We start from the raw sequence: 22,925 nt of genomic DNA on the forward strand, positions 1-22,925 counted from the left end.
GCTGCCCCTGGGCCGTGCCAGTAAGGACTCACGCAACGATGCGCGTCAAGAAGATCTTCAACAACAACGTCGTGCTCGGAGTCGACGAGAACGGCACCGAGACGGTTTTCCTCGGGCGGGGACTGGGATTCCAGGTCAAGCCCGGCGACGCCGTGGACGCCGGCCGGGTCGAGCGCCAGTTCGTGGCCCAGGCGATGCCCGCCGAGCGCCTCGCCGCCCTGGCCGCCGAGATACCCCTCGACGAGATCGAGGTGATGGAGGAGGTCGTCGCCACGGCGCGGGCCAGGCTCGGTGAGAAGATCAGCGCACACGTCCTGCTGCCCTTGGCCGACCACGTCCACTTCGCGATCGCCCGCGCCCGCGCCGGAGCCTCGATCGAATACCCCCTGAAATGGGAGATCGAGAACCTGTACCCGGCGGAGGCCGAGATGGGCGCGGTGGCCCTGGAGATCATCGAGCGGCGGCTCGGCGTACGGATGGCGGAGAACGAGGCCCTGCCGCTCGCCCTCCACTTCGTCAACGCCCAGATCGGGTCCGGCGACATCGCCGCGACCGTGCAGCTGACCCAGTGGCTCAGGGTCGCGCTGGAGACGATCGGCGAGGACTTCGGCGTCATGATCGACCAGCGCTCGCTCCCGGCGGCCCGGTTCCTGACCCATCTGCGCTACCTCTTCCTGCGGGCCCGGGACGGCAAGCAGTCACCCGCGGTGGCCGACCAGGTCGGCGAGGCGGTCAAGAGCGCCCGGCCGCTCGCGTACGCCTGCGCCGAGCGGCTGGCGCTGCGCATGGAGGAACTCTTCGAGTGGAACGTCGGCCGGGAGGAGATCCTCTACCTCGCCCTGCACGTCAGCCGGCTGACGGCACGGACCGACGACCCGGCCGAGGACACCCATGTCGGAGCGTAGCGACGCGTCGGCCTCCGCCGCCGAGTCGGCCGCCTCGGTCGAGTCGGCCGCCTCGGTCGACTCCGCCGCCTCGGCGATTCTGTCGGCCGTCGGCGGCCGGGAGAACGTCGCCGGGCTGACCCACTGCTTCGTCCGCCTCCGCTTCCGGCTCCGTGACGCGGCGGCCGCCGACCTGGACACCCTCGGCGCGCATCCCGAGGTCGCCTTCGCCGTGTGGCAGGCGGACGAACTGCACGTGGCACCCCGCCGCGGCCTCTTCGCCCTGGCCGCGCGGCTGCGGGAGACCTTGAACGGCGGCACCACCGCGCCCTGACGGCATCGCCCTGCGGACGGCCCTCGCGCCCGTGCGGAAAACGGGATGCACGCCCAGTGACCGGATCCCTACGCTGGATGCGCGTTGCGGAGTCGGCCACCACCGCTTTCCACAGGAACGTCCGCACCCCGGGGGTGCGGGGCTACGCTGCTGCGCAACCGACGGACGGCCGCCCGTCCCCCGCGTGCCGTCGGATCCGTCGACCGCTCACACACCCACGCCACGGAGACCCGTCATGGGCACCATCGTCCTATCCGGAACCGTCGTTCTGGTCATCCTCGGCTTCGGCAACCACAACTGGTGGCTCGCCGCCGTCGCCCTGCTCTTCCTGTACGTCCAGTACGGGCGGAACTCGTCGTCGGCCTCCTCGTCGGGCGGTTCGTCCGGCGGGGGAGGGGGCATGGCCAGCGACTACAAGACCTACCGCGAACGCCGTGACCAGCAGGCCAAGTGGGAGCGCCGCTACCGCCGCGAGCGCCCCTTCGAGGTCCGGCGCCAGCAGAACGAGAAGGGCAAGTAGCGGGCGGCTGCTCCCGGCCGGTCAGAGGCCGGGGGCACCCCACACCGGGAACCAGCGGCTGAGGTCCTGCTCGGTCCTCAGGTCGTTCGCGAGTGCCGCCTTCACCTGCAACTCCAGTGCGCTGTCCCGCCGTTGACCGGATCCGGGCAGCGGAGCGAAGGGATAGAAGGTGCCCCGCTTGTAGAGATAGACGAGCGCGAGCCTGCGCTCGCGCTCGTCCTCGAAGGCGGCCAGGGAACAGAGCAGTTGCGGGCCGAAGCCGTTGACCTCCATCGAACTGTTCACCGCGTGCAGGTCGTTGACCAGCTGCGGGAGCTGGTCGGGGGTGCGCCGGGAGATCAGCCAGGAGTATCCGTAGTCGTCCTGGTGCAGCTCCACCGGCGGACCCGCGCGGTCCGCGTCGGCGTCGAGCAGCGCCTGCACCTCCCGGTGGGTCTGCTCGAAGGCCGCGCCCTCCACCGTGGCGAAGCACACCGCGCCCTCGCCGGTCGGCGTGAACCCGGCCGCGGCCTGCAGTGTCACCGCCGCCGAGGGCAGCGCGAACAGCTGGTCGAGGTCGGGTGCGACGGGCTTCGTACGGCCGAGCAGGATGTCCAGGAACCCCATGCTCACCCGGCCTTCCCGGGCGTCGCCGCCTCGCCCAGCTCCGCCGAGATCCGGCCCAGCTGCTCAAGCCGCTGCTCCAGGGGCGGGTGGGTGGAGAAGAAGCGCTCGATGCCGGGCTCCTTGCCGGTGGCCGGAGTGAAGTAGAAGGCGTTGAAGGCCTGCGCGGTGCGCAGGTCCTTGGTCGGGATCCGGGCGATGTCGCCGGAGACCTTGGTGAGCGCCGACGCCAGCGCGGACGGCCGGCCGGTGAGCTGCGCGGCCGCGCGGTCGGCGGCCAGCTCGCGGTACCGGCTCAGTGCCCTGATCAGCAGGAAGCTGATCGCGTACACGGCCGCGGAGACCCCGATGACGGCGGCGAACACGGCGGCCGTGTTCTGGTCCCGCCGGCCCCCGCCGAAGAGCTGCGAGTAGAAGGCGAACCGCACGATCAGCCCGGCGATCACGCCCAGGAAGGAAGCGATCGTGATCACGGCGACGTCCTTGTGCGCCACGTGCGACAGCTCGTGCGCGAGCACGCCCTCCAGCTCGGCGGGCTCCAGCCGCCGCAGCAGCCCGGTCGTCACACACACCACGGCGTGATCGGGATTGCGCCCGGTCGCGAACGCATTCGGCATGTCCATGTCGGACACGGCGACCACCGGCTTCGGCATGTCCGCGATCGCGCACAGCCGGTCCACCACGGCATGCAGCTCGGGATACTCCTCCCGCTCCACGACCCGTCCGCGCATGGCGAACATCGCGATCCGGTCGGAGAACCAGAACTGCGCCACGAACATCGCGCCCACCAGCACCACGACCAGCAGCCACGACTTCAGCAGCACGATCAACGCGGCAACGAAGCCGACGTACAACAACCCGAGCAGGAACAGCGTGACCGTCATCCGTACGGTCAGCCGCCGGTCGCTCCGGAAGCGGCTCTGCATCTCGCCTCACCCCGCAGTCAGGCACTCGTCCCGCTGTCCAGTGTGCACCTGCCCGGGCCCATGGAAAGGTTCCGAACGTCCCTAGTAGCGGCAAAAGCTCCCTGTGAGCCCGGGTCCCCCTTTTACGCGGCCAGTACCGGCCAGTACCGGCTAATACGGCGCCCGCGTCTGTATGTACCCCAGCAGCAGGATCACCGCCGCCACGCACCCCAGCACCAGAGCCGTCGACATCCAGGGCGAGCGCCGCGGCGCCACCGGCCCCGGATCCGCCCGGAACGGCGCCGGCTCCGGCGGATTCTCCTTCCACCGCGCCGCCAGCATCCGCGCCCGCGCGGACGGCTCCTTGTGCTCCGCCTGATCGGCCCAGCGCAGATCGAACTCGCGCTCCTCGTCCCCCTGTTGCGTCATCCGCTTCCCCCCCGTCTCGAACATCAGTACCGACGCACGATACGACGGCGCCCCCGCCCGGAGAAACCGGAACGGGGGCGTCGAGGAACGGCTCAGGCGTCGATCACACGTCGATCACACGTCGAAGTACAGCTCGAACTCGTGCGGGTGCGGGCGCAGCTGCAGCGGGGCGATCTCGTTGGTGCGCTTGAAGTCGATCCACGTCTCGATCAGGTCGGGCGTGAAGACGTCGCCGGCGAGCAGGAACTCGTGGTCGCGCTCCAGGCGGTCGAGGACGGCCGGGAGGGAGGTCGGGACCTGGGCGACGTTCGCGTGCTCCTCGGGAGCCAGCTCGTAGAGGTCCTTGTCGATCGGCTCGGCCGGCTCGATCTTGTTCTTGATGCCGTCCAGGCCCGCGAGCAGCAGGGCCGAGAAGGCCAGGTACGGGTTGCCGGAGGAGTCGGGCGCGCGGAACTCGACGCGCTTGGCCTTCGGGTTCGAGCCCGTGATCGGGATACGCATCGCGGCCGAGCGGTTGCGCTGCGAGTACACCAGGTTGATCGGGGCCTCGAAGCCCGGGACCAGACGGTGGTACGAGTTCACCGTCGGGTTGGTGAAGGCGAGGAGGGAGGGGGCGTGCTTGAGGATGCCGCCGATGTAGTAGCGGGCGGTGTCCGACAGGCCCGCGTAGCCGGCCTCGTCGTAGAAGAGCGGGGAGCCGCCGGCCCACAGGGACTGGTGGACGTGCATGCCCGAGCCGTTGTCACCGAAGATCGGCTTCGGCATGAAGGTCGCGGTCTTGCCGTTGCGCCAGGCCACGTTCTTCACGATGTACTTGAAGAGCTGCAGGTCGTCCGCGGCGGCGAGCAGCGTGTTGAACTTGTAGTTGATCTCCGCCTGGCCGGCGGTGCCCACCTCGTGGTGCTGGCGCTCGACCTGGAGGCCGGACTTGGCCAGCTCCAGGGAGATCTCGGCACGCAGGTCGGCGAAGTGGTCGACCGGCGGGACCGGGAAGTAGCCGCCCTTGTAGCGGACCTTGTAACCGCGGTTGTCCTCCAGCGCGCCCGTGTTCCAGGCACCCGCCTCGGAGTCGATGTGGTAGAAACTCTCGTTCGCCGAGGTGGCGAAACGGACGCTGTCGAAGACGTAGAACTCGGCCTCGGGACCGAAGTACGCGGTGTCCGCGATACCGGTCGACGCGAGGTAGGCCTCGGCCTTCTTCGCCACGTTGCGCGGGTCACGGGAGTACTGCTCGCCCGTGATCGGGTCGTGGATGAAGAAGTTGATGTTGAGCGTCTTGTCCCGGCGGAACGAGTCCACCCGGGCGGTCGACAGGTCCGCGCGCAGCGCCATGTCGGACTCGTGGATCGCCTGGAAACCACGGATCGACGAACCGTCGAACGCGAGCTCCTCGTCCGGGTCGAACGCCTCGACGGGCAGCGTGAAGTGCTGCATGACGCCCGGCAGGTCGCAGAAACGGACGTCGATGAACTTGACGTCCTCGTCCGCGATGAACTTCTTGGCCTCGTCGGCGTTCTGGAACATCCAGCTCCTCCTACTCCCGGCCGTTCCCGTGCCGGGGTGGTAGTTCGTTTGTGCGGCCAGTGCGGTGGCACACGCTGTCCTCGACCCTAGGGACGGGTGATTTCTCGGGCGTGACCCATTTGTTTCGCTGAAGTTAACCGGGCTCGCTTCCACGGTAGCCCGTGGCACCCCGCCGACCCTGGTGCCCGGCCGGGCCCAGTACCGTGGACGGGTGGACAACAGGCAAGCAATCGGATCGTGGCTCTCCGGACCCCGCGCGGCCATGGAAGAGGCGGGCGCGGAGTTCGGGTACCGGGGCGAGCAGCTCGGTCTGCCGGAGCAGGGACCGGGCTCCATCGCCCGCCCCGGCAGGCGGCTCGGCGCGCTGGTCGTGGACTGGGCGCTGTGCGTGCTGATCGCATACGGCCTGATCACCGACGGCTACAGCCCCGCCACCAGCAACTGGGCACTGCTCGTCTTCCTGATCCTGGGCGTCCTCACGGTGGGCACGGTCGGCTTCACGCCGGGTAAGCGGCTCTTCGGGCTGCGGGTGGTCGGTGTCGAGACGGGCCGGGTGCAGCCGCTGCGCGCGATCGCCCGCACGGTGCTGCTGTGCCTCGCGGTTCCGGCGCTGGTGTGGGACCGGGACGGCAGGGGGCTGCACGACCGGCTGGCGAAGACCGTAGAGGTACGGGTCTGAGGTAGGCCTTCGGCAGCCGGCCGGTGGGGGCTGAGCGCGCCCGCGCGGCGGAGCCGCATGTCGATACGGCCCCGCGCCCCTTCGGGGCGCTACCTCTTCCGCAGAACCTGCCCCAGTACCTCCCGCAGCTCCGCCTCCGCGTCGCCCTCCGCCGGGCCCTCCGCGCGCCAGGCCACGAAGCCGTCGGGCCGGACGAGTACCGCGCCGTCGGCCGTGACCCCGTGCGCTGCCGCCCAGTCGGTGTCCTCCGTGTCGTACACGAGATCACCGGTCGGCCCGATGCCGTACGCGTCCAGGCGTACCCGCTCCGTGTCCGCGATCCGGCGGGCCGCCATGTGCCAGGGGGAGGCGGCGTCGCTGAGCAGGACCAGTGAGCGTTCGTAGAGGTCGAGGGTGGAGACGCGGTCGCCCGCGCGGCGCAGCCACAGGTGCGGGGCGCGGCTGCCCGGCTCCCCCGTCAGGTTCATCCCATCGGGTACGACCGGCCGGCCGGGGTCGGCGCCGAGCACCGCGCCCTTCGGGTAGCGGTAGCCGAGGACGATGTTGAGGATGCCGCCGCGCTTGCCGGCGCCGATGCCGGGGGCGGGCGCGAAGCCCGGGTGGCTGTGTTCCACCGAGCGGGCGGAGGCGCGGGCGCTGGTGGCGAGGGCGACCGGGCGGCGCTCTGCGTCGTAGGAGTCCAGGAGCCCGGGGCCGGCCCAGCCGTCGAGGACCGCGGCCAGCTTCCACGCCAGGTTGTGGGCGTCCTGGATGCCGGTGTTGGAGCCGAAGGCCCCCGTCGGGGACATCTCGTGCGCGGAGTCGCCGGCCAGGAAGACCCGCCCGGACGCGTACCGTTCGGCCACCCGTTCGGCCGCCCGCCAGGAGGCCCGGCCGGTGATCTCGACGTCGAGGTCGGGGACGCCGACGGCGCGCCGGATGTGCCGGGTGAGGCGCTCCTCGGTGAACTCGTCGAGGGTCTCGCCGCGTTCGGGGTGCCAGGGCGCGTGGAAGACCCAGCGCTCCTTGTTGTCGACGGGGAGGAGGGCGCCGTCGGCCTCCGGGTCGGTGAGGTAGCAGCAGATGAAGCGGCGGTCCCCGACGGTCTGGGCCAGCAGCTTGGAGCGGAAGGTGATGCTGACGTTCGCGAACAGGTCGCCGGGGCCCGTCTGGCCGATGCCGAGCCGGCCGCGGACGGGGGAGCGCGGGCCGTCGGCGGCGACCAGGTAGTCCGCCCGGACGGTGTACATCCGGTCGGAGTCACGGTCGCGGACGTACGCCGTCACTCCTTCGGGGTCCTGTTCGAAGGACTCCATCTCCTGGAAGTAGCGCAGTTCGCCGGTGAGGGACTCGGCCGCCTGGCGGAGTACCGGCTCCAGGTCGTTCTGGCTGCACAGGCACCAGCCCGTGGGGCTGAACCGGGCGAGTCCGCCGCCCGGGTCGATCTCCTTGAACAGCCATTCACCGGCGTCGCCGACCAGCGTCGGGGTCTGCAGGATGCCGTGGTTCTCCGCGAGGAGTGAGGCCGCGGACTTGATGTCGGGCTCGATGCCCGCCTTCCGGAACAGCTCCATCGTCCGCACGTTGTTGCCCCGGCCGCGTGGGTGGATCGAGGTCCCGGAGTGTCTCTCGACGAGCATGTGGCGGACGCCCAGTCGGCCCAGGAAGAGGGACATGGACAGGCCCACGAGGGAGCCGCCCACCACGAGGACGGGGACCTGGTGATCGGTTTTCCGGTGCATCGGGCACTCCAGAGGCGGGTGTTGGTGCGGCAGGTGCGTTGCAACGTCCATGCCCGTCCGGGCCCCCTCGGGAGGGGTTCCGCGTGCTCAATCACCCACCTGGTTCACGCGAGTCGCGCGCTTCGGAGGACCGGCACAGGATCAAGAAGCGCTGACGCCGCGTCATCGGCGAAGGCGCCCGCCGCTGCCCCCGCGAAGGAGATGTACGAAGCATGACGACGCTCTCGGAAAAGGTTTCGGAAAAGCCGACCCGAACGACCCGCCCGCTGTCGACCCGGGTCTCCCAGTCCGTGTTCGACGGCTCCCGGCTCCGGGTCGTCCTGCTGGTCGACGTCTACGACGGCGCACAGCAGCAGTTCCTGGAGGCCTACGAGCAGCTGTGCAACCAGGTCGCCCAGGTGCCCGGTCACGTCAGCGACCAGCTCTGCCAGTCCATCGAGAACCCCTCGCAGTGGCTGATCACCAGCGAGTGGGAGAGCGCCCCGCCGTTCCTCGCCTGGGTGAACAGCGAGGAGCACGTGGAGATGGTGAAGCCGCTGCACAACTGCGTCCGCGACACCCGCTCGCTCCGCTTCCACGTCGTCCGCGAGACCGGCGGCCCGGCGGCGGACTCCGTACGCACCCTGCAGGCCGAGCCGCGGATGGGCGACGGCGTGATCCGCCACGCGCTCACCTTCACGGTCCGGCCGGGCAGCGAGGCCGAGGTCGCGAGGATCCTCGCGGACTACGCCTCGCCCGAGGCGAAGGTCGACGACTCCACCCGGCTGTGCCGCACCTCTCTCTTCATGCACGGCAACCGGGTGGTGCGCGCCATCGAGGTGCGCGGCGACCTGATGGCCGCCCTGCGCCACGTCGCCCGGCAGCCCGAGGTGCGGGCCGTCGAGGAGGCCATCAACCCCTATCTGGAGCAGGACCGCGACCTCGACGACCAGGACTCCGCACGGGTGTTCTTCACCCGGGCGGCGCTGCCGGCCGTCCACCACGTCGGCGCCGAGGACCCGGCCGAGGGCGAGCGCCACGCGCTGTACTACCCGGCCCGTCCCGGCTGCGGGATGCGGCTGGCCGAGCTGCTCGCGCAGCAGGACGAGGGCGCGGCCGAGGACCCGGCGAGCCCGGTGCTGCACAGCACGGTCTTCCAGCGCGACGACGTCGTCGTACGGCTGGTCGAGCAGCGGCCCGGCACGCCCGTGGACGTCACTCCGGCGCACGCCCTGACCGCCCTGCTGGACGGCGACGCGGTGCGCATGCAGCTGATCACCGACCGCCGCTCGCCGGACGCCTGACCCCCCACCGCCGCATCACCCCCAGGGAGGAACGCAGACATGCAGCCCATTCCGAAGATCGTGGACCTCAGCGAGGTCGAGCCCAACACCAAGCGCGGCGGCGATCTGCGCGCCATGCTGACGCCCGCCACGGTGGGCTCCACCAGCGGTTTCATGGGCGTGGCCATCGTGCAGCCGGGCGACCGCATCGGCGAGCACTACCACCCGTACTCCGAGGAGTTCGTGTACGTCGTCTGCGGCGACCTGGAGGTCGACCTGGACGGCGAGCCGCACCCGCTGCGGCCCGAGCAGGGACTGATGATCCCGATCAACATGAAGCACCGCTTCCGCAACGTCGGCAATGTCGAGGCCCGGATCGTCTTCCACCTCGGCCCGCTGGCCCCGCGCCCCAGCCAGGGTCACGTCGACACGGAGGAGACGGAAGCCGTCGCCGTGGGGCAGGTCCGGTCGTGACCCGGCGCGTGGCGGTTACGGGCATAGGCATCGTGGCTCCGGGGGGTGTGGGCGTACCGGCGTTCTGGGACTTGCTCGCCTCCGGCCGGACCGCGACGCGCGGCATCACCTTCTTCGACCCCTCCGGCCTCAGGTCGCGGATCGCCGCCGAGTGCGACTTCGACCCGGCGGCGCACGGCCTGGACGCCGAGGAGATCGAACGGGCGGACCGTTACATACAGTTCGCCCTGGTCGCCGGCGACGAGGCGGTCCGGGACTCGGGGCTCGACCTCGGCCGGGAGGATCCCTGGCGGGTCGGCGTCTCCCTGGGGACGGCCGTGGGCGGCACCACCCGCCTTGAGCACGACTACGTCCTGGTGAGCGGCGCGGGTCAGCGCTGGGACGTGGACCACCGGCAGGCGCAGCCCCAGCTGCACCGGGCGTTCTCCCCGAGCACCCTCGCCTCCGCGGTGGCGGAACGCTTCGGCGCCCAGGGTCCGGTGCAGACCGTCTCCACCGGCTGCACCTCGGGCCTGGACGCCGTCGGCTACGCCTTCCACACCGTCCAGGAGGGCCGCGCCGACATCTGCATCGCCGGTGCCTCGGACTCCCCGATCTCCCCGATCACCATGGCCTGCTTCGACGCGATCAAGGCCACCTCACCGAACAACGACGACCCCGAGCACGCCTCGCGCCCCTTCGACAACCGCCGTGACGGGTTCGTCATGGGCGAGGGCGGCGCGGTGCTCGTCCTGGAGGAGGAGGAGCACGCCAAGGCCCGCGGCGCGCACATCTACTGCCTCCTCGACGGCTACGCCACCTTCGGCAACGCCTACCACATGACCGGTCTCACCAGCGAGGGCCTGGAGATGGCCCGCGCCATCGAGACCGCCCTGAACCACGCCCGCCTCGACCCCACCGCCATCGACTACGTCAACGCGCACGGCTCCGGCACCCGGCAGAACGACCGCCACGAGACCGCTGCCGTGAAGAAGGCGCTCGGACAGCACGCGTACAGCACGCCGATGAGCTCCATCAAGTCCATGGTGGGCCACTCGCTCGGCGCGATCGGCGCCATCGAGGTCGTCGCCTGCGTGCTCGCCCTGGCCCACCAGGTCGTCCCGCCCACCGCGAACTACGAGACCCCCGACCCCGAGTGCGACCTCGACTACGTGCCGCGGGTCGCCCGCGAACGCAAGCTCGGCGGCGTCCTGTCCGTGGGCAGCGGGTTCGGCGGCTTCCAGTCCGCGGTGATCCTGACCCGGCAGAGAGGACGGACACGATGAGCGAACCGCCTGCCCGGCGGGCGGCCGTCACCGGCATCGGTGTCGTCGCGCCCAACGGATCCAGCACCGAGACCTTCTGGAAGTCCGTCCAGGAGGGACGCAACGTCCTCGACAAGGTGACCCGCGAGGGCTGCGAGCACCTGCCCATGAAGGTGGCCGGCGAGGTCCGCGACTTCGACCCGGCGGCCGCCGTCGAGGAACGCCTCATCGTCCAGACCGACCGCTTCACGCACTTCGCGATGGCCGCGGCCGACCTGGCACTGGAGGACGCCCGGCTCGGCCGCGCCGACACCGACGGCGCGCCGTTCGACATCGGCGTGGTCACCGCGGCCGGCTCCGGCGGCGGCGAGTTCGGCCAGCGCGAGCTCCAGCAACTGTGGGGCAAGGGCAGCCGGTTCGTCGGCCCCTACCAGTCCATCGCCTGGTTCTACGCGGCCAGCACCGGCCAGATCTCCATCCGGCGCGGCTTCAAGGGACCCTGCTCGGTGGTCGCCGCCGACGAGGCCGGCGGTCTGGACGCCCTCGCCCACGCCGCCCGCGCGGTGCGGCGCGGCACGGACGTCATCGTGGCCGGCTCCACCGAGGCGCCGATAGCTCCGTACTCGGTGGTCTGCCAGCTCGGCTACGAGGAGCTCAGCCGGGAGACCGACCCGGCCCGCGCCTACCGCCCGTTCACCGAGCAGGCCTGCGGGTTCGTGCCGGCCGAGGGCGGCGCCATGCTCGTCGTCGAGGACACCGGCTCGGCCCGTCGGCGCGGACTGCCGGTCCGGGCCACCCTCGACGGGCACGCCTCGACCTTCACCGGGGCGTCCCGCTGGTCCGAGTCCCGGGCCGGGCTCGCCCAGGCCATCCGCGGGGCACTGGCCGAGGCCGGCTGCGCCCCCGAGGAGGTCGACGTGGTCTTCGCCGACGCCCTCGGCGTCCCGGAGGCCGACCGGGCGGAGGCGCTGGCCATCACCGACGCCCTCGGCGCGCACGGCAGACGCGTGCCGGTCACCGCACCCAAGACCGGGATCGGCCGGGGCTACTGCGCGGCCCCCGTCCTGGACACCGCCGCCGCGGTGCTCGCGATGGAACACGGCCTGATCCCGCCGACCCCGGGTGTCTTCGACATCTGCCACGACCTCGACCTCGTGACCGGCAGCGCCCGCGCCGCCGCACCACGCACGGCGCTGGTCCTCAGCCGGGGACTCATGGGGTCGAACTCGGCGCTCGTGCTGCGCCACGGCGCGGCCGGGTGATCCGGAGAAACATCCGGAGAAAACCAGCTGCCCAGCAGCGAAGGCAGCGGAGAAGAAGGAGTTCCCTATGAGCATCACCGTGGACGAACTGTCCGAACTCATGAAGAAGGCCGCCGGCGTCACGGTCTCCCCGACCGACCTGCAGGAGCGGTCCGACAGCGGCTTCGACGCCCTCGGCGTCGACTCGCTCGGCCTGCTCGGCATCGTCGGCGAGCTGGAGAACCGGCACGGCGTGCCCATGCCGGTCGACGCCGAGCGGTGCAAGACGCCCCGCCAGTTCCTCGACCTCGTCAACAGCGCCATGCCCGCGGGAGCCTGACATGACCGGACACACCCAGAACGAGATCACCATCGCAGCCCCCGTCGATCTGGTCTGGGACATGACCAACGACGTGGCCAACTGGCCCCAGCTGTTCAGCGAGTACGCCAGCGCCGAGATCCTGGAGGAGGAGGGGAACAAGGTCACCTTCCGGCTGACCATGCACCCCGACGAGAACGGCAAGGTGTGGAGCTGGGTCTCCGAGCGCGAGACCGACCGCCCCGGCCTGAGCGTCCGGGCCCGCCGCGTGGAGACCGGCCCCTTCGCGCACATGAACATCCACTGGCGGTACGAGGAGGTACCGGCCGGCACCCGCATGGTCTGGACCCAGGACTTCGCGATGAAGCCGGAAGCCCCCGTCGACGACGAGTGGATGACCGACAACATCAACCGGAACTCCAAGGTCCAGATGGCCCTGATCCGGGACAAGATCGAGAAGGCGGCCACCGGCCGTCGCCCCGACCCGGCCCTGGCCGACTGAGCCCGGCCGTCGCAGGACAGGAACGGAGAGACACGTGCACCAGGCCCTGATCGTCGCCCGTATGGCACCGGGCTCCGCGCCCGACATCGCGAAGGTGTTCGCGGAGTCCGACCGGGGAGAGCTGCCGCACCTCGTCGGGGTCACCCGGCGCAGCCTCTTCCAGTTCGGTGATGTGTACATGCACCTCATCGAGTCCGAGCGCGAGCCGGGACCGGCCATCGCCAAGGTCACCTCGCACCCCGAGTTCAGGGACGTCAGCGACCGTCTCACGGCGTACGTCAGCGCGTACGACCCGGAGACCTGGCGCTCCCCGAAGGACGCGATGGCGCAGCGCTTCTACCTCTGGGAGCGCGACGGCGGTTCCTGAACCGCCGTCCAGCCAACGGTGCCGGACCCGCGTACGACGCGGGCCCGGCACCGGCGTGTGCGGGGGAGCCGCCGCTCAGGCGGGCACCACACAGTCGAAGGCGTGCAGATACGGGTTGACGGGACTGATGTCCCGGACGGTCAGCCCCGCGTCGGTCAGCCGCCGCACCATGCTGTCGGTGGTGTGCTTGGCCCCGCCGACGTTCAGGAGCAGCAGCAGGTCCATCGCGGTGCTGAACCGCATCGACGGGGTGTCGTCGACCAGGTTCTCGATCACCACGACCCGGGCGCCGGGCCCGCCCGCCGCGATCACGTTGGCGAGCAGCCGCGCGGTGGACTCGTCGTCCCACTCCAGGATGTTCTTGATGACGTAGACGTCCGCGTCGACCGGCACGGCCTCCCGGATGTCACCGGGCACGATGCGCGCCCGGTCCTCCAGGTCACCGCCCGGACGCAGCCGGGGCAGCGCCTTCTCCACCACCTTCGGCAGATCCAGCAGGTACCCCTTCATCGCCGGGTACTTGTCGAGCAGGCTGGCCACCACATGTCCCTGCCCGCCGCCGAGGTCGGCGACCGACCGGCTGCCGGACAGGTCGAGCAGGGCGGCGACCTCACGGGCCGACTGCTCGCTGGAGGTGGTCATCGCCCGGTTGAAGACGTCCGCCGACTCCGGTGCGTCCTCGTTCAGATAGACGAAGAACTCCTTGCCGTAGAGGTCCTCGACGACGTTGCGGCCGCTCTTCACGGCCTCGTCGAGCTTCGGCCAGGCGTCCCAGGTCCACGGCTCGGTGCACCACAGAGCGATGTAGCGCAGGCTGTGCGGGTCGTCCTCGCGCAGCAGCCGGGAGGTGTCGGTGTGGGCGAACGTCCCGTCCGGGCGCTCGGCGAAGACGCCGTAGCAGGACAGGGCGCGCAGCAGCCGGCGCAGCGGCTTGGGGTCCGTCCTCACCGTGGCCGCCAGGCTCTCCACGGTCATCGGGGCGTCCCCGAGCGCGTCGGCGACGCGCAGCCGCGCGGCCGCGCGCACGGCGGCGGCACACGCCGCCCCGAACACGAGCTCGCGCAGCCGCATCGACGGCGGCGGTGCGCCCTCCGCCTGCGCCTGCCGCAGCGGCGCCGAGAGGTCACGTGCTGGTGCGGTCATGTGCCGCCTTCCTTCCTTGTGGGGGTGTCGTACGGCCGTCCGGTCAGCACAGACCCGCGGGCTTGGACTTCTTGCAGGTGTTCTGCTTGAAGGAGTTGCCGTGCTTGGTGGCTTCCTGGTTGACCAGGTCGGCGGGGGCGTTGCCCGACAGCTTGTTGCGGGTGACCTGGTTCTTGTCGCTGCTGGCGCCCACGAAGCTCTTGAAGAGCACGACGCCGCCGGACAGCGGGGACTTGCCGGAGTTGCCGGTGACCGTGTTCCCGGTCACCAGGGTGTCCTCGGTGCCGGTCAGCACGATGCCGGAGCCCTGCAGGAAGGCCAGCCGGGCCGTCTTCTTGCAGTACTTGTTGTTCTTGACGACCTGGTTGTCGGCGACGGTGATGCGACCGGCCTTCGGCTTGTTCTCGTCGCCGACGACGAACACGCCCGCGCAGTTGCCGGTGACCGAGTTGTCCGAGACGGTCAGGTTGCGCAGCCGGCGCACGGTGACGCCGATCCGGTTCTTCTCCAGCAGGTTGTGCTCGATCACCGTGCCGTCGGTGTCGGTGGCGCCCTTCTCCGTGGTGACGGAGTTGGCGAGGAAGAGGCCGGCGTCGCCGTTCTCCCGGGCCACGTTGTTGCGGTAGGTGCTGTGCACCGAGCGCTCCTCGGCGAGGCCCCACTGCCCGTTCTTCACGGCGGCCACGCCGTGCACGTGCAGGTTGGCCGTGCCCACCGACATGACGCCGATCCGGGAGAACCCGGTGACGGTCATCCGGGCGATGGTGACGTCCTCGAGGCGCTTGTTCTTGGCCCCGACCACGCAGATGCCATTGCCCATCTCGGCGCAGGACTTCTGGGCGGCGGCCTTCTTCCCGCTGCTCCTGACCTTCTTGGCCGGCTTGAGCACGGTGCCCGCGCCCATGCCGCGCAGGGTGATTCCGGGGGTGGTCACCTTGACGCTCTCGCGGTAGGTGCCGGCCGCCACCAGGACCGTGTCGCCGGGCTGGGCGGCGTTCACCGCCTTCTGGATCGACTCACCGGGGTGCACCATCAGGGTGCGGTGTACGGCGGACGCCGGAGCGGCGCCGAGGAGGGAGCCGCACAGGGCGGCACTGCACGCGAGGTATGTGATATGGCGTTTTGTCACATGGGGAAGATTAGGAGCGGATGACCCGATAACCCGCCTGATGCTCCATTCGGTGGCGTGTCCCCGCGGTCGGGGCGGACGTACGACGACGATGGGGGCACCCGGAGTGATCCGGGTGCCCCCATCGTCGTGGCAGTCGAGTGTGCGAGGTCAGCGGGCCTTGCCGCCGCCCTTCGGCATGCGCATGCCCTTGGGCATCGGGCCCTTGGGGAGCGGCATGTTGGACATCAGGTCGCCCATGGCGCGGAGCCGGTCGTTGGTGGTGGTGACCTGGGGGCCGGTGAGGACGCGCGGGAACTTGAGCATCGTGGTGCGCAGCTTCTTCAGCTCGACCTGGCCCTCGGCCGTGCCCACGATCACGTCGTGCACCGGTACGTCGGCCACGATGCGGGCCATCTTCTTCTTCTCGGCGGCCAGCAGGGTCTTCACCCGGTTCGGGTTGCCCTCGGCGACCAGGACGATGCCGGCCTTGCCGACCGCCCGGTGCACCACGTCCTGGCTGCGGTTCATCGCCACCGCCGGCGTCGTCGTCCAGCCCCGCCCGATGTTGTCCAGTACCGCGGCCGCGGCGCCCGGCTGGCCCTCCATCTGGCCGAAGGCCGCCCGCTCGGCCCGGCGGCCGAAGACGATCGCCGTCGCGAGGACGGCGAGCAGCAGGCCCAGGATGCCCAGATAGACCGGGTGGCCGATCAGGAAGCCGATCAGGAGGAAGACGGCAAGGGTGCCGAGACCGACACCCGCGAGTACAAGACCGATCGTCTTGTCGGCCTTGCGGGTCATCTTGTACGTCAGGACGATCTGCTTCAGTCGTCCCGCATTCGCAGCGTCCGCTGCCGGTTCCTGCCTCGCCATGCCCCGAAGTCTACGTGGCCCCGGGAGTGCCGACGACGGCAGTGCCCGGACAGGGGCGGCGGAAGGGCGTCAGGAGCGGCCGGCGGCCTGCTCCAGGAAGTGCTGCGCCTCGACCCGGTCCTTGGCGCGACGGCGGTCCTCCAGCACGGAGGTCCAGGCGTTCTGGCGGGCGGTGCGCTGGCCGCCGCTCATCAGGAGCGACTCGACGGCGCGCAGCGCGTCGGTGAAGGACGGGATCGCGGTGGCGCGAACGGGCGCGGCCTGCATGGTGGAGGTCCCCCCTCGAAGTGGGTGTACGAGCTGTGATACCAGGGTCACTGTTCGGTGTTACCAGGGCGTGACCGACCGGTCAAACGGCAATGAAGCCTTGATGCGAGGGCCCGGAACGCCGACGCGGCCCTGACGTATGTCCTCATCAGCGAGGACGGTCAGGACCGCGTCCATTCGGTCATTACTGGCCGGTAGTGGCTTGTGCGTGAATTCACACGCTCGGAGCCCGGGGGTGTGAGGCCGCCGTCAGACCGCCTGCACGGCGACGAACGAGCCCCGCTTCTCGATGGCCATCCGGTAGAGGCGTCCGGCCCGGTAGGAGGAGCGGACCAGCGGCCCGGACATCACCCCGGAGAAGCCGATCTGCTCGGCCTCCTCCTTCAGCTCCACGAACTCCTGCGGCTTGACCCAGCGCTCCACGGGGTGGTGGCGGACGCTCGGGCGCAGGTACTGCGTGATGGTGACCAGCTCGCAGCCGGCCTCGTGCAGCTGCCGCAGCGCGTCGCTGACCTCCTCGCGGGTCTCGCCCATGCCGAGGATCAGGTTCGACTTGGTGACCAGGCCGAAGTCGCGGGCGGCCGTGATGACCTTGAGCGAGCGGTCGTAGCGGAAGCCGGGGCGGATGCGCTTGAAGATCCGGGGCACGGTCTCGACGTTGTGCGCGAAGACCTCGGGGCGGGACGAGAAGACCTCGGCCAGCTGCTCCGGGACCGCGTTGAAGTCGGGCGCGAGCAGCTCGACCTTGGTGCGGCCCTCCTCGCGCTGTGCCGTCTGCGCGTGGATCTGACGGACCGTCTCCGCGTACAGCCAGGCGCCGCCGTCCGCCAGGTCGTCGCGCGCGACGCCGGTGATGGTGGCGTAGTTGAGGTCCATGGTGACCACGGACTCGCCCACGCGGCGCGGCTCGTCACGGTCCAGGGCCTCGGGCTTGCCGGTGTCGATCTGGCAGAAGTCGCAGCGCCGGGTGCACTGGTCGCCGCCGATGAGGAACGTCGCCTCGCGGTCCTCCCAGCACTCGTAGATGTTCGGGCAGCCGGCTTCCTGGCAGACCGTGTGCAGGCCCTCGCTCTTCACGAGGTTCTGCATCTTCGTGTACTCGGGGCCCATTTTCGCCCGGGTCTTGATCCACTCGGGCTTGCGCTCGATGGGGGTCTGGCTGTTGCGGACCTCCAGGCGCAGCATCTTGCGTCCGTCGGGTGAGACTGCGGACACGACCGGCTCCCTAGCGATTGATTCTTCGGCGTGCTCCAGCGTACGCCCGTGGATTCGAAAGCCCGCTGGGCGGAGTCAGGCCGCCGGTGTCTTCTCGATCACCCTCGGCGCGAGCTCCGCGTTCTCCAGTACGTCCTTCAGGTGCCGCTCCACCACCGGCAGCACCTCGCCGATGGTCACGTCCCGGCCCAGCTCGCCCGCGAGCGAGGCGACGCCGGCGTCCCGGATGCCACAGGGGATGATCTTGTCGAACCACTTGTTGTCGGGGTTCACGTTCAGCGCGAAGCCGTGCATCGTGACGCCCTTGGCGACCCGGATGCCGATCGCGGCGATCTTCCGGTCCTCGCGGCGCTGGCCGGCGTTGGAGGGCGCGTACTCCGGGCCGTTCAGGCGCGGGTCGAACTCCTCGTCGTGCAGCCGCGGGTCGAAGTCCAGGGAGAGCCCCCCGAGGGCCTGCGGCCGCTGCTCGACCGGGTCGCCGAGCACCCACACCCCGCTGCGCCCCTCGACCCGGGTGGTCGCCACGCCGAACTCGGCGCAGACCCGGATCAGCGCCTCCTCCAGACGCCGTACGTGCGCGACCACGTCGACCGGGCGCGGCAGCTTCTGGATCGGGTAGCCCACCAGCTGGCCCGGGCCGTGCCAGGTGATCTTGCCGCCGCGGTCCACGTCGACGACCGGGGTGCCGTCGAGCGGCCGCTCGTTGTCCGCGGTGCGGCGGCCCGCCGTGTACACCGGGGGGTGTTCGAGCAGCAGGACCGTGTCGGGCACCTCGTCGGCGAACCGCGCCGCGTGCACCCGGCGCTGCTCGTCCCACGCCTCCTGGTACTCGACGGCATCCGCCCCGAACCCCATGCGGACGAACCGCAACTCACTCACGGCAAGCGCCTCCCTCGGCGACGAGTGTGTCAGGCACATAACGCGCCCAAGCCACTGTACGTCCGGCCGTCGCGCGTCAGCCCCGGGGGCAATCCTCACACGATCGGATGAATGAACGTCGAAGTGTGCGATCGGGTGCTCACTCTCCGCTACATTCGCGCCGTCCAAGAGCGCCAAAAGGGCTGCTCACCGGCAATCCGGGCACAAGCCACCGAGCTGAGCCAGAAGGCAGGAGACCCCACCCCAGATGACGGACCGACCCGCGCAGCGCACCCCCAACCGCCAGCTCGCCGCGCTCATCGCAGAAGCGGGGTTCTCCAACGCGGGTCTGGCCCGTCGCGTCGACCAACTCGGTCTCGAACACGGGCTGGATCTCAGATACGACAAGACATCCGTCACCCGGTGGCTGCGCGGCCAGCAGCCCCGGGGCACCACCCCCGCCCTGATCGCCGAGGTCTTCACCCGGCGCCTCGGCCGCCGGCTGACCGCGCAGGACCTGGGGCTCGACGCGTGCGCCCCGGTGTACGCCGGGCTGGAGTTCGCGGCCACCCCCGAGGAGGCCGTCGACATCGTCAGCGGGCTGTGGCGCAAGGACTCCGGCAGCCATGCCGAGCTCCGGAAGATCGCGTTCACCCCGGCCGGGCTCGTGGTGCCCAGCCGGGACTGGCTGATCGGCCGCGCGGACGACAAGGTGGCCCGCGGTGAGCCGGCACCGGGGGCGACGGCGACGGTCCGGGTGCCGGCGCAACTGCGCCCCGCCGCGCTGCCCAAGCAGCCGGCACCCGTGCCGGGGCGGCCGCGCGGGCAGGCCGACCGCGGACCCGGCCAGAAGGTCAGCGGCGGCGACATCGCCGCGCTCCGCTCGGTCGGCGAACTCTTCCGCACCCTCGACGACGCCTACGGCGGCGGGCACGCGCGCCAGGCGCTGGTGCGCTACCTGGAGCACGAGTGCGAGCCGATGCTGCGCGGCACCTACGGCGAGCAGACCGGCCGCCGGCTGTTCGGCGCGGCGGCCGACCTGACCCGGCTCGCGGGCTGGACGTCGTACGACATCGCCGCGCACGGCCTGGCCCAGCGCTACTTCGTCCAGTCCCTGCGGCTCGCCCAGGCGGCCGGGGACCGCGCCTACGGCTCCTACGTCCTGGTCACCATGAGCCGCCAGGCGGTCTATCTCGGCCACGGCCGGGAGGCGGTCCAACTGGCCCGGGTGGCCCAGCAGGGCGTCGGCACCAGCGCCCCGCCGGTCGTCCAGGCGCTGCTGCACGCGGCCGAGGCCCGGGCGCACGGGGTCCTGGGGGAGGTGCGGGCGTGCACCGGCGCGCTGGTCCGGGCCGAACGCGCCCTGGAGGCGGCCCGTCCCGGCGACGACGTCCCCCACTGGGCGCGCTTCTTCGACGAGGCGCAGCTGGCCGACGAGTTCGGCCACTGCCACCGGGACCTCCAGCAGTTCCGCGCGGCCGCCCAGCACGCCGAGCGCTCCCTGCAGCTCCGTGCGCCCTCCTACGCCCGCAGCCGCCTCTTCTGCCGTGTCGTCCTCGCCACCGCCCGCCTGGGCCTCGGCGAACTCGACCAGGCCTGCGCGCTCGGCGTGGAGGCGGCGGGGGCGGCGGCGGAGATGCGGTCGGTCCGCGCGCTCGAATACGTCAAGGACTTCGAACGACGCCTTGAGCCCTACAAGGACGCGGCACCGGTGAAGGGCTACCGCGACAAGGTCGCCGCGCTCGGCTAGCCGACGGTCGGCTTTCTCGGCCGCGGTCAGCTTTCTCGGCCGCGGTCGGCTTTCTCGGCCGCGGGCACTTTTCTCCGCCGCCGAACTTTTCCGCCGCGACGGTGATCAGCCACGGCGGTGTTGTTCGGCGGCGCCGAGCCGGGCGCTGCCACTCGCCGTTGCGGGTGGCGGTGGTCGGCTCGGTGCTGCGCCGTCGTGGCTGGTCGCGCCCGCGCGGCGGAGCCGCATATCAGATGCAGCCCCGCGCCCCTGGGATTCCTACGCCGCCCGGCGTTGCAAAGGTTCCGCTGTGTTCAGGGAACCCGCTGTTCCGAGGTCGGCCAATATCGCGGCCGTGGCCCGGTGGGCCGAGTGGAGGGCTCCCTGGACGGTGCTGGTGTCGCGGTGGTCGCCGCAGACGTAGAGGCCGGCGAGGAGGCGGACGGGGCGGTGGAGGTCGTGCGGGGGGCGCATGGCGGGGATGGCCTCGGGGGTGTGGTGGACGGCGAGGGTCTCCCAGCGGCGCGTCGAGGTGCCGTAGAGGCGGGCGAGGTGCATGCGGACCGAGGTGTCGATGTCGGAGGGGGGCGTGCCGAGGACCGTGGAGGAGATCAGCGCGCGGCCCTGCGGGGCCCGGCTCGGGTCGATGTTGCTGACGACCGAGGTGTGGGCGACGGGGCCGCCCCGGTCGGCGTCCAGGAGGAGGGACGTGCCGGTGGTGAGGGCCGACGGCTCGTCCGTGGTGTGGTGGACCACCGTCACCTGGTGGAAGTCCGGGACGCGCAGGCCCGGGAGGAGTCCGGCGGCGGCGCGGGCGTCGGTGGCCAGCAGGACCGCCCGGCAGCGGATCACGCCGTGCTCGGCGGTGGTCACCGAGGTGGTCGAGACCGAGGTGACCCGTACGCCGGTGTGCACCGTGCCGGGCGGGAGGGCGCGGGCGAGGAGCTCGGGGAGGACCTCGGCGCCGCCCTCCGGCACGCACAGCCGGCCGCTCGCGAAGGAGCGCAGGGCGAGGTCCGCGCAGCGGCTGGACGTCGTCAGCCCGGGGTCGCAGAGCAGGGCCGCGAGCAGCGGGCGCAGGAAGCCGTCGATCGTGCGGGCGGATATCCCGCGTTCCGCCAGCGCGATGGCGGCGGGGAGTTCGGGGCGGGCCAGCAGCCGCTCGACGGGGGTGGCGGCCATCCGGCCCAGCGCCGCGCCCAGGCGGGCCTGGTCGACCGCGCTGCCCATCGGCGCGGTCGCCCGTGCCGGGGCCACCGCGGAGCCCCTGGGGGCGCTTGCCAGGGCGCGCACCGCATACAGTGCGCCCCTCGCGCTCCCCGCACCCGCCGGAGCGCCCGCCCGGTGCCTGCGCCCGTCGCGATGCAGCAGCACGCCGGGCGCGAACCGGCGCAGAACCAGGGCGTCCAGTCCCGGTGTGAGCCGTAGCTCCGGGTAGGACGTGGACAGGAGCTGCCCGATCCGGTCGAGCCGGAAGCCGTCGACCTTCTCGGTCGACATCCGTCCGCCGACGTAAGGGGCGGCCTCCAGGACCGCGGTCGTTACTCCTGCGCTGTTCAGCCGATGAGCCGCGGAGAGTCCGGAGACACCGGCTCCCACGATGACGACGTCCGCCTGGTACGCGGGCTCATGCACGAGGCCCCTCCTCGATTGCGCGTCCGGTGGAGACGTGATGCCCCCAACCCGCTCCGGGGATACCCGAGTTCGGGTCGAGGTTAAGACGGTGATCGGTCAAGGGCAGTCGCGCATGAACAGGGCACGGTCGCACGCCGGTCGCATACGGTCACATGGGCCGTCAGGCTGCACGAATCGCGTCCTCGATGCCCGGGAACGCGAACGTGAACCCCGACTCCAGCAGCCGCTTCGGCACCACCCGTTGACTGCCCAGGACGTCCCCGGCCATCTCGCCCAGCGCGGCCCGCAGCACGGGGGAGGGCACCGGGAAGAGAGCCGGGCGGCGCAGCACCCGGGCCATCGCCGCGGTGATCTCACGGTTCGTCAGGGGCTGCGGCGCGGTGAGGTTGAAGGGCCCGGACAGGCCCTCGCTGTCCATCAGGAACCTGATCGCGGCCACCTCGTCGTGCAGCGCGATGAACGACCAGTACTGGCCGCCGTCGCCCAGCCGGCCGCCGAGTCCCGCCCGGAAGAGCGGGAACAGCCGGCCCCAGGCCCCGCCGCCGCGGGCGACCACCAGGCCCGTGCGGGTGAACACCGTCCGTACGCCCGCCTCCTGCGCCGGGGCCGCCGCCTCCTCCCACTCCACGCACAGCGACGGCAGGAAGCCGTCCCCGGGCGGCGCGTCCTCGTCCACGGCCCGGTCACCGGTGTCGCCGTAGAAGCCCATCGCGCTGCCGCTCACGAACACCCGGGGCGGCTCCGGAAGGGCCGCCACGGCCTCCGCGAGCGCGGCCGTGCCGAGGACCCGGCTGTCCCGGATCTCGCGCTTGTACGCCGCCGTCCAGCGCCGGTCGCCGACCCCGGCCCCGGCGAGGTTCACCACCGCGTCGCAGCCGATCAGCCCGGCCGCGTCCACGTACTGCCCCTCGGGGTCCCAGCAGACCTCCCCGATGCCCCGGGAGGCGCGCCGCACCAGGCGCACCACCTCGTGCCCGTCCGCCCGCAGGGACCGCACCAGGGCGCTGCCGATGAGGCCGGACGCACCGGCCACCGCGATACGAGAACGTTCCATGCGTCCCAGCATGCCGGTGCGGACGGCGGAAAACC

25 protein-coding genes are annotated in these 22,925 nt (G+C 71.3%); 12 read left to right on the plus strand and 13 right to left on the minus strand.

What is annotated here, in order from left to right; genetic code table 11:
* Positions 1-38: 38 nt before the first annotated feature.
* The 3 genes from ACGFZS_RS03655 (at position 39) to ACGFZS_RS03665 (ending at position 1,738) form a co-directional block, all read left to right on the plus strand.
* On the plus strand, positions 39-905 hold the full coding sequence (locus ACGFZS_RS03655; protein WP_393793743.1) for a PRD domain-containing protein: 867 nt from the start codon (positions 39-41) through the stop codon (positions 903-905).
* On the plus strand, positions 892-1,218 hold the full coding sequence (locus tag ACGFZS_RS03660; RefSeq protein WP_393793744.1) for a PTS transporter subunit EIIB: 327 nt from the start codon (positions 892-894) through the stop codon (positions 1,216-1,218). Before ACGFZS_RS03655 ends, ACGFZS_RS03660 begins: the two co-directional genes overlap by 14 nt.
* A 235-nt stretch (positions 1,219-1,453) precedes the next feature.
* Entirely contained in the window at positions 1,454-1,738 is a 285-nt protein-coding gene (locus ACGFZS_RS03665; RefSeq protein WP_355725993.1) for a hypothetical protein, read from the plus strand.
* A 21-nt stretch (positions 1,739-1,759) separates the two neighbouring features.
* On the opposite strand, the gene ACGFZS_RS03670 is transcribed toward ACGFZS_RS03665, so the two are convergent.
* The 4 genes from ACGFZS_RS03670 to glnA form a co-directional block, all read right to left on the minus strand.
* Entirely contained in the window at positions 1,760-2,344 is a 585-nt protein-coding gene (locus tag ACGFZS_RS03670; protein ID WP_355726073.1) for a hypothetical protein, read from the minus strand.
* Positions 2,345-2,346: 2 nt separating this feature from the next.
* A complete protein-coding gene (htpX, locus tag ACGFZS_RS03675) occupies positions 2,347-3,267 on the minus strand; it encodes a zinc metalloprotease HtpX (RefSeq protein WP_355725996.1) in 921 nt (306 codons plus the stop codon).
* Between the two features lie 150 nt (positions 3,268-3,417).
* On the minus strand, positions 3,418-3,675 hold the full coding sequence (locus tag ACGFZS_RS03680; RefSeq protein ID WP_355725999.1) for a hypothetical protein: 258 nt from the start codon (positions 3,673-3,675) through the stop codon (positions 3,418-3,420).
* Between the two features lie 114 nt (positions 3,676-3,789).
* Entirely contained in the window at positions 3,790-5,199 is a 1,410-nt protein-coding gene (glnA, locus tag ACGFZS_RS03685) for a type I glutamate--ammonia ligase (RefSeq protein ID WP_355726002.1), read from the minus strand.
* Positions 5,200-5,410: 211 nt separating this feature from the next.
* On the opposite strand from glnA, the gene ACGFZS_RS03690 reads away from it, so the two are divergent.
* Positions 5,411-5,878 (plus strand): RDD family protein, encoded by a 468-nt coding sequence (locus ACGFZS_RS03690; RefSeq protein ID WP_393793745.1) that lies wholly within the window; start codon positions 5,411-5,413, stop codon positions 5,876-5,878.
* Between the two features lie 89 nt (positions 5,879-5,967).
* On the opposite strand, the gene ACGFZS_RS03695 is transcribed toward ACGFZS_RS03690, so the two are convergent.
* The gene (locus ACGFZS_RS03695) at positions 5,968-7,599 is read right to left on the minus strand and encodes an FAD-dependent oxidoreductase (RefSeq protein ID WP_393793746.1); all 1,632 of its coding nucleotides are present in this window, start codon (positions 7,597-7,599) and stop codon (positions 5,968-5,970) included.
* A 212-nt stretch (positions 7,600-7,811) separates the two neighbouring features.
* Between ACGFZS_RS03695 and ACGFZS_RS03700 the strand changes: the two genes are divergently transcribed.
* From ACGFZS_RS03700 to ACGFZS_RS03730, 7 genes are all read left to right on the plus strand, one after another.
* Positions 7,812-8,882: a SchA/CurD-like domain-containing protein gene (locus ACGFZS_RS03700; protein ID WP_365680171.1), complete on the plus strand. Its 1,071-nt coding sequence runs from the start codon at positions 7,812-7,814 to the stop codon at positions 8,880-8,882.
* 39 nt (positions 8,883-8,921) lie between these two features.
* Positions 8,922-9,335 carry a cupin domain-containing protein gene (locus ACGFZS_RS03705; RefSeq protein ID WP_355726012.1) on the plus strand — a complete coding sequence of 138 codons (414 nt, stop codon included), beginning with the start codon at positions 8,922-8,924 and terminating at the stop codon, positions 9,333-9,335.
* The gene (locus tag ACGFZS_RS03710; protein WP_359225948.1) at positions 9,332-10,600 is read left to right on the plus strand and encodes a beta-ketoacyl-[acyl-carrier-protein] synthase family protein; all 1,269 of its coding nucleotides are present in this window, start codon (positions 9,332-9,334) and stop codon (positions 10,598-10,600) included. The genes ACGFZS_RS03705 and ACGFZS_RS03710 overlap by 4 nt, the downstream gene beginning before the upstream one ends.
* Positions 10,597-11,841 (plus strand): ketosynthase chain-length factor, encoded by a 1,245-nt coding sequence (locus ACGFZS_RS03715; RefSeq protein ID WP_393793747.1) that lies wholly within the window; start codon positions 10,597-10,599, stop codon positions 11,839-11,841. Before ACGFZS_RS03710 ends, ACGFZS_RS03715 begins: the two co-directional genes overlap by 4 nt.
* 67 nt (positions 11,842-11,908) lie before the next feature.
* The gene (locus tag ACGFZS_RS03720) at positions 11,909-12,160 is read left to right on the plus strand and encodes an acyl carrier protein (RefSeq protein ID WP_355726020.1); all 252 of its coding nucleotides are present in this window, start codon (positions 11,909-11,911) and stop codon (positions 12,158-12,160) included.
* 1 nt (position 12,161) lies between these two features.
* Entirely contained in the window at positions 12,162-12,641 is a 480-nt protein-coding gene (locus tag ACGFZS_RS03725; RefSeq protein ID WP_359225952.1) for an SRPBCC family protein, read from the plus strand.
* A gap of 34 nt (positions 12,642-12,675) precedes the next feature.
* Positions 12,676-13,008, plus strand: coding sequence for a TcmI family type II polyketide cyclase (locus ACGFZS_RS03730; RefSeq protein ID WP_355726025.1), 333 nt, complete (start codon positions 12,676-12,678; stop codon positions 13,006-13,008).
* 75 nt (positions 13,009-13,083) lie between these two features.
* Here ACGFZS_RS03730 and ACGFZS_RS03735 read toward each other — a convergent pair whose 3' ends face one another.
* The 6 genes from ACGFZS_RS03735 to lipB form a co-directional block, all read right to left on the minus strand.
* Positions 13,084-14,079, minus strand: a complete 996-nt coding sequence (locus ACGFZS_RS03735; protein ID WP_393794113.1) for a methyltransferase — start codon at positions 14,077-14,079, stop codon at positions 13,084-13,086.
* 115 nt (positions 14,080-14,194) lie between these two features.
* Positions 14,195-15,280: a nitrous oxide reductase family maturation protein NosD gene (locus ACGFZS_RS03740; RefSeq protein WP_393793748.1), complete on the minus strand. Its 1,086-nt coding sequence runs from the start codon at positions 15,278-15,280 to the stop codon at positions 14,195-14,197.
* 150 nt (positions 15,281-15,430) lie between these two features.
* Positions 15,431-16,132 (minus strand): DUF4191 domain-containing protein, encoded by a 702-nt coding sequence (locus ACGFZS_RS03745; RefSeq protein WP_393793749.1) that lies wholly within the window; start codon positions 16,130-16,132, stop codon positions 15,431-15,433.
* Between the two features lie 69 nt (positions 16,133-16,201).
* Positions 16,202-16,399, minus strand: a complete 198-nt coding sequence (locus tag ACGFZS_RS03750) for a hypothetical protein (protein ID WP_089101191.1) — start codon at positions 16,397-16,399, stop codon at positions 16,202-16,204.
* Between the two features lie 249 nt (positions 16,400-16,648).
* Positions 16,649-17,614, minus strand: a complete 966-nt coding sequence (lipA, locus tag ACGFZS_RS03755) for a lipoyl synthase (RefSeq protein WP_365680183.1) — start codon at positions 17,612-17,614, stop codon at positions 16,649-16,651.
* A gap of 75 nt (positions 17,615-17,689) precedes the next feature.
* On the minus strand, positions 17,690-18,493 hold the full coding sequence (gene lipB / locus ACGFZS_RS03760) for a lipoyl(octanoyl) transferase LipB (RefSeq protein ID WP_393793750.1): 804 nt from the start codon (positions 18,491-18,493) through the stop codon (positions 17,690-17,692).
* Between the two features lie 247 nt (positions 18,494-18,740).
* On the opposite strand from lipB, the gene ACGFZS_RS03765 reads away from it, so the two are divergent.
* Entirely contained in the window at positions 18,741-20,222 is a 1,482-nt protein-coding gene (locus ACGFZS_RS03765) for a regulator (RefSeq protein ID WP_393793751.1), read from the plus strand.
* 258 nt (positions 20,223-20,480) lie between these two features.
* Here ACGFZS_RS03765 and ACGFZS_RS03770 read toward each other — a convergent pair whose 3' ends face one another.
* A complete protein-coding gene (locus ACGFZS_RS03770) occupies positions 20,481-21,836 on the minus strand; it encodes an NAD(P)/FAD-dependent oxidoreductase (RefSeq protein ID WP_393793752.1) in 1,356 nt (451 codons plus the stop codon).
* A 160-nt stretch (positions 21,837-21,996) separates the two neighbouring features.
* Positions 21,997-22,890 (minus strand): TIGR01777 family oxidoreductase, encoded by an 894-nt coding sequence (locus ACGFZS_RS03775; RefSeq protein ID WP_393793753.1) that lies wholly within the window; start codon positions 22,888-22,890, stop codon positions 21,997-21,999.
* Positions 22,891-22,925: the final 35 nt, after the last annotated feature.

The organism is Streptomyces sp. NPDC048288 (genome assembly GCF_043201555.1).
Lineage (GTDB): Bacteria > Actinomycetota > Actinomycetes > Streptomycetales > Streptomycetaceae > Streptomyces.

Excerpts from the sequence above, each read along its gene's own strand:
- ACGFZS_RS03705 (WP_355726012.1), top strand. The coding sequence starts at position 8,922 with ATGCAGCCCATTCCGAAGATCGTGGACCTCAGCGAGGTCGAGCCCAAC.
- ACGFZS_RS03775 (WP_393793753.1), bottom strand. The coding sequence starts at position 22,890 with ATGGAACGTTCTCGTATCGCGGTGGCCGGTGCGTCCGGCCTCATCGGC.
- ACGFZS_RS03660 (WP_393793744.1), top strand. The coding sequence starts at position 892 with ATGTCGGAGCGTAGCGACGCGTCGGCCTCCGCCGCCGAGTCGGCCGCC.
- ACGFZS_RS03720 (WP_355726020.1), top strand. The coding sequence starts at position 11,909 with ATGAGCATCACCGTGGACGAACTGTCCGAACTCATGAAGAAGGCCGCC.
- glnA (WP_355726002.1), bottom strand. The coding sequence starts at position 5,199 with ATGTTCCAGAACGCCGACGAGGCCAAGAAGTTCATCGCGGACGAGGAC.
- ACGFZS_RS03765 (WP_393793751.1), top strand. The coding sequence starts at position 18,741 with ATGACGGACCGACCCGCGCAGCGCACCCCCAACCGCCAGCTCGCCGCG.
- ACGFZS_RS03695 (WP_393793746.1), bottom strand. The coding sequence starts at position 7,599 with ATGCACCGGAAAACCGATCACCAGGTCCCCGTCCTCGTGGTGGGCGGC.
- ACGFZS_RS03700 (WP_365680171.1), top strand. The coding sequence starts at position 7,812 with ATGACGACGCTCTCGGAAAAGGTTTCGGAAAAGCCGACCCGAACGACC.
- htpX (WP_355725996.1), bottom strand. The coding sequence starts at position 3,267 with ATGCAGAGCCGCTTCCGGAGCGACCGGCGGCTGACCGTACGGATGACG.
- ACGFZS_RS03735 (WP_393794113.1), bottom strand. The coding sequence starts at position 14,079 with ATGCGGCTGCGCGAGCTCGTGTTCGGGGCGGCGTGTGCCGCCGCCGTG.
- ACGFZS_RS03725 (WP_359225952.1), top strand. The coding sequence starts at position 12,162 with ATGACCGGACACACCCAGAACGAGATCACCATCGCAGCCCCCGTCGAT.
- ACGFZS_RS03745 (WP_393793749.1), bottom strand. The coding sequence starts at position 16,132 with ATGGCGAGGCAGGAACCGGCAGCGGACGCTGCGAATGCGGGACGACTG.
- ACGFZS_RS03715 (WP_393793747.1), top strand. The coding sequence starts at position 10,597 with ATGAGCGAACCGCCTGCCCGGCGGGCGGCCGTCACCGGCATCGGTGTC.
- ACGFZS_RS03750 (WP_089101191.1), bottom strand. The coding sequence starts at position 16,399 with ATGCAGGCCGCGCCCGTTCGCGCCACCGCGATCCCGTCCTTCACCGAC.
- ACGFZS_RS03655 (WP_393793743.1), top strand. The coding sequence starts at position 39 with ATGCGCGTCAAGAAGATCTTCAACAACAACGTCGTGCTCGGAGTCGAC.
- ACGFZS_RS03665 (WP_355725993.1), top strand. The coding sequence starts at position 1,454 with ATGGGCACCATCGTCCTATCCGGAACCGTCGTTCTGGTCATCCTCGGC.
- ACGFZS_RS03670 (WP_355726073.1), bottom strand. The coding sequence starts at position 2,344 with ATGGGGTTCCTGGACATCCTGCTCGGCCGTACGAAGCCCGTCGCACCC.
- ACGFZS_RS03680 (WP_355725999.1), bottom strand. The coding sequence starts at position 3,675 with ATGACGCAACAGGGGGACGAGGAGCGCGAGTTCGATCTGCGCTGGGCC.